The organism is Campylobacter sp. BCW_4323 (genome assembly GCF_001763115.1).
GTDB lineage: Bacteria > Campylobacterota > Campylobacteria > Campylobacterales > Campylobacteraceae > Campylobacter_D > Campylobacter_D jejuni.
In genome coordinates this window covers 1-2,828 of record NZ_MJYC01000074.1, presented here as the reverse complement: position 1 = coordinate 2,828, position 2,828 = coordinate 1, and the positions used below count along the sequence as shown (strand labels likewise).

Below are 2,828 nucleotides of genomic sequence, written 5' to 3'. Positions count from 1 at the left end.
AAAGAAAACTATAATCAAGAAAAAGTTACACAAATGATTATTAAAAATCTTAAGATGATACAAGCTAGTATTGAAGATATAAGAACTTTAACTATTTATTCATTCCTAGATGAAGATGAGGAACTTTCAAGAAAAGCTAGTCGAATTGTTTTAAATTTAAATAACGATATTATATCCTATCTTTTATACAATGAAAGAAATATCACAAATCATAAAACTTATTTTTTATTTGACAAGGAAAGATTTGATGCACTTGAAGATTTTTTATTTTTTCTAAATACTCGTTTAGAAGAGGATTTTTTGCAAAATAAAATCAAAAGTCATGATTTTTCACATATTGTTTATTATACATCTTCTTTAATTGGAAACAACTGGGGATTTTCCCATATTTATATTGGAGATCTTTCTAAAAAATTCACATGTAAATTTGATAATTCTAAAACTGCAATAATTTTAAATACAATGAGAAAACTAAATAAAATTACAGATAATGTTACAAGAAGAATTCGTAAAGATTTTTTTTTAGATAATCAAGCTAAAGAGAAGCTAAAAGAAAATATTAATAAAATTTTAGAAAACTTCAACAAGAAGACATTGACAAATCTTAACACTCTACAATCTAAATTAAAAGAATGCACAAATGAATGAGATAGAACTTAACACTCAAAATAAAACCTTAAACGAAACAGAAAAAAGCACAAAAACTATTTTTAAAATATCAAGGAATATAAATGAAAAAACCTTTTTATAAACTTAAAAGATTTTATATACCCTGCGGTTTGCTTATAGCTTTGATTATTTTTATAAGCTTAGCTTATCGCCCTTTAGAGCTTATCTTTTGGGATAAGTATAATCATGAAAAAGAAAATCAAATTAGAAAAGAGATATCTAAATTATTCTGGAGCAACGAAGAAGAATTTAAAAAAGTTTTTGTAGAACAAAACTTAAATCAAGAATTAAAACTTAATCAAAAAGAACTATTAAATTATATGCATAATTTTAAAAAAGATTTTAAATTTATGCAAATTTTAGGTTTAGACAATGCTTATTTGGTAGCTCTTAAAAATAAGGATGTATTATTTGGTTTGCAAATGCAAAATAATCTTAATTATTTTTATCTTGCACTAATTTAAAAGAAATTAATAATTATTTAAATGTTGCGGATGAGTTGCTTGTCTTTATGAGTGAAATTGAAAAATTACCATCTAAGTATAATTTAGGTAAAATAATGTTTGAAATTAATTTTATGACTTATAATATCTTGTTTTTTGGTTTTACTTTAGATACAAATCTTATGTGTTCTATACCTCAAAAAGAACAGTTATTAGAAAATATGATTAATTCTTATAAAAAAATAAATTTATTTCATGATGCGGATTTAAAATTTCAAGATCAAGAATTATACGAAGCAATATATGTAACAAAAAAACTTAATTATTTCATAAATTTTGCTAAAGGAAGATTAAATGCATGCGGAAGATAATTTAAATTTTAAAGATAATTTTTAAATTATATAGGAAAAATAAATGTCTATTTATAAAGAATGTGAAGTTTGTAAAACAAAAATCAATAAATTACAAAATATTTGGAATATATTCTCAGGCAAATTAGAAATAAAATGCAAAAATTGCAAAAGTAAATATGGTGTTTCTAGTAAGATTATAAACTGGATATATGATACTTTTGTATATTTATTGCTTATTCCAGATAGTATGCTTTTAATTATAATATTTTTTGGTGGATATTTTTTTGTCAAATATGGATTATTAGTAGTGCTTTACTTATTAGCAATTATCCTTCTCGCTAGAAAACTAATAAATATTGTTTTACTTCTTCTTTGCAAATTAAAAAGGCTAGAAAATGACAAATAAAGGATTAATGGAACATCTTAAGGATATTAAAGATGGTATTGTAGATTGTTATATAGGACTTTATGATTTTGGAGATTTTTTAGCTAGAATTTCAGGTTTTAGAGATTGGCAAGAAAAAAGTGTTATTTTAGATGATTTTCATAAAAGGCAGACGCTAGAAGAATTGGACTTTTTAAAAGATATTATTAAAAATGAAACTTCTAGAAATATTATACTAGAATATTTAATAAAAGATGCCAATAGAAGGCCTTTATATTATTTAACACCCGCTGGGATAATTTTAATTTTAAATATAACAACCAAAGCAAAAAAACTATTCATAATAAACATAACTTCTCTAGGAGGAAAAGCAACATCCACCGCCCACTCTCTCTACCCCTACTACAAAAACATACAAAATTCCTTTACTCCTTTATGTTCTATAGATAATAAAAATAGTAATTTGTTAAAAGAATTTAATTTTGATAGTTTTTCTTGTAATTTTTATAATAATAATATTTTCAATCAAAGTCTTAAGCATTTAAATAATATACAAAATGAAAAAGAATATATCAATGAGTATAAAATATTTTTAGAAAATCTTAATTATTTTAATCAAGAATATAATAATTATAAGCTTGTATCTATACAAGCAATCAATAATTTAAAAATAGCCTATATACAAAAACTATCTTTAGAAAATATCAACAACATCAACATCGATTCAAAACCCTATCTATTAAAAGCTTTATATTTTTGTGAAGATTATGTTTTATATGATAAAGATAAGCAAGCTTTATTTGATGAAAACACAATAAAAGAATTAGAATTTAACTCTAGTTTTTATACTATCTTTATCTCTCATAAAAACAAACTAAATGATACTTATTTAAAAGCAAGAAAAGAACTTTATAAAAGTATTGATGAATTTAAAAAACTTGGTTTTGAAGATTTAGAAAATGCTTATCAAACTTATAT

General features: G+C 22.5%; 4 protein-coding genes and 1 pseudogene. All 5 read left to right on the top strand.

Annotated features, from left to right (window positions below; all coding sequences use genetic code 11):
• Window positions 1-648: hypothetical protein (locus tag AJN60_RS09590; RefSeq protein WP_070278016.1), on the top strand; the 648-nt coding region annotated here is incomplete at its 5' end.
• An 83-nt stretch (window positions 649-731) separates the two neighbouring features.
• Window positions 732-1,133, top strand: a complete 402-nt coding sequence (locus tag AJN60_RS10010) for a hypothetical protein (RefSeq protein ID WP_237766508.1) — start codon at window positions 732-734, stop codon at window positions 1,131-1,133.
• Window positions 1,134-1,228: 95 nt separating this feature from the next.
• A complete protein-coding gene (locus AJN60_RS10005) occupies window positions 1,229-1,483 on the top strand; it encodes a hypothetical protein (protein WP_237766507.1) in 255 nt (84 codons plus the stop codon).
• Window positions 1,484-1,526: 43 nt separating this feature from the next.
• Window positions 1,527-1,871, top strand: a complete 345-nt coding sequence (locus AJN60_RS07575) for a hypothetical protein (RefSeq protein WP_070243605.1) — start codon at window positions 1,527-1,529, stop codon at window positions 1,869-1,871.
• Window positions 1,861-2,828 (top strand): annotated as a pseudogene (locus AJN60_RS09780) (hypothetical protein); the annotation flags it as partial. The gene AJN60_RS07575 and the pseudogene AJN60_RS09780, both read left to right, overlap by 11 nt.

Coding starts and splice junctions, on each gene's coding strand:
- AJN60_RS10010 (WP_237766508.1), top strand. CDS start 732: ATGAAAAAACCTTTTTATAAACTTAAAAGATTTTATATACCCTGCGGT.
- AJN60_RS10005 (WP_237766507.1), top strand. CDS start 1,229: ATGTTTGAAATTAATTTTATGACTTATAATATCTTGTTTTTTGGTTTT.
- AJN60_RS07575 (WP_070243605.1), top strand. CDS start 1,527: ATGTCTATTTATAAAGAATGTGAAGTTTGTAAAACAAAAATCAATAAA.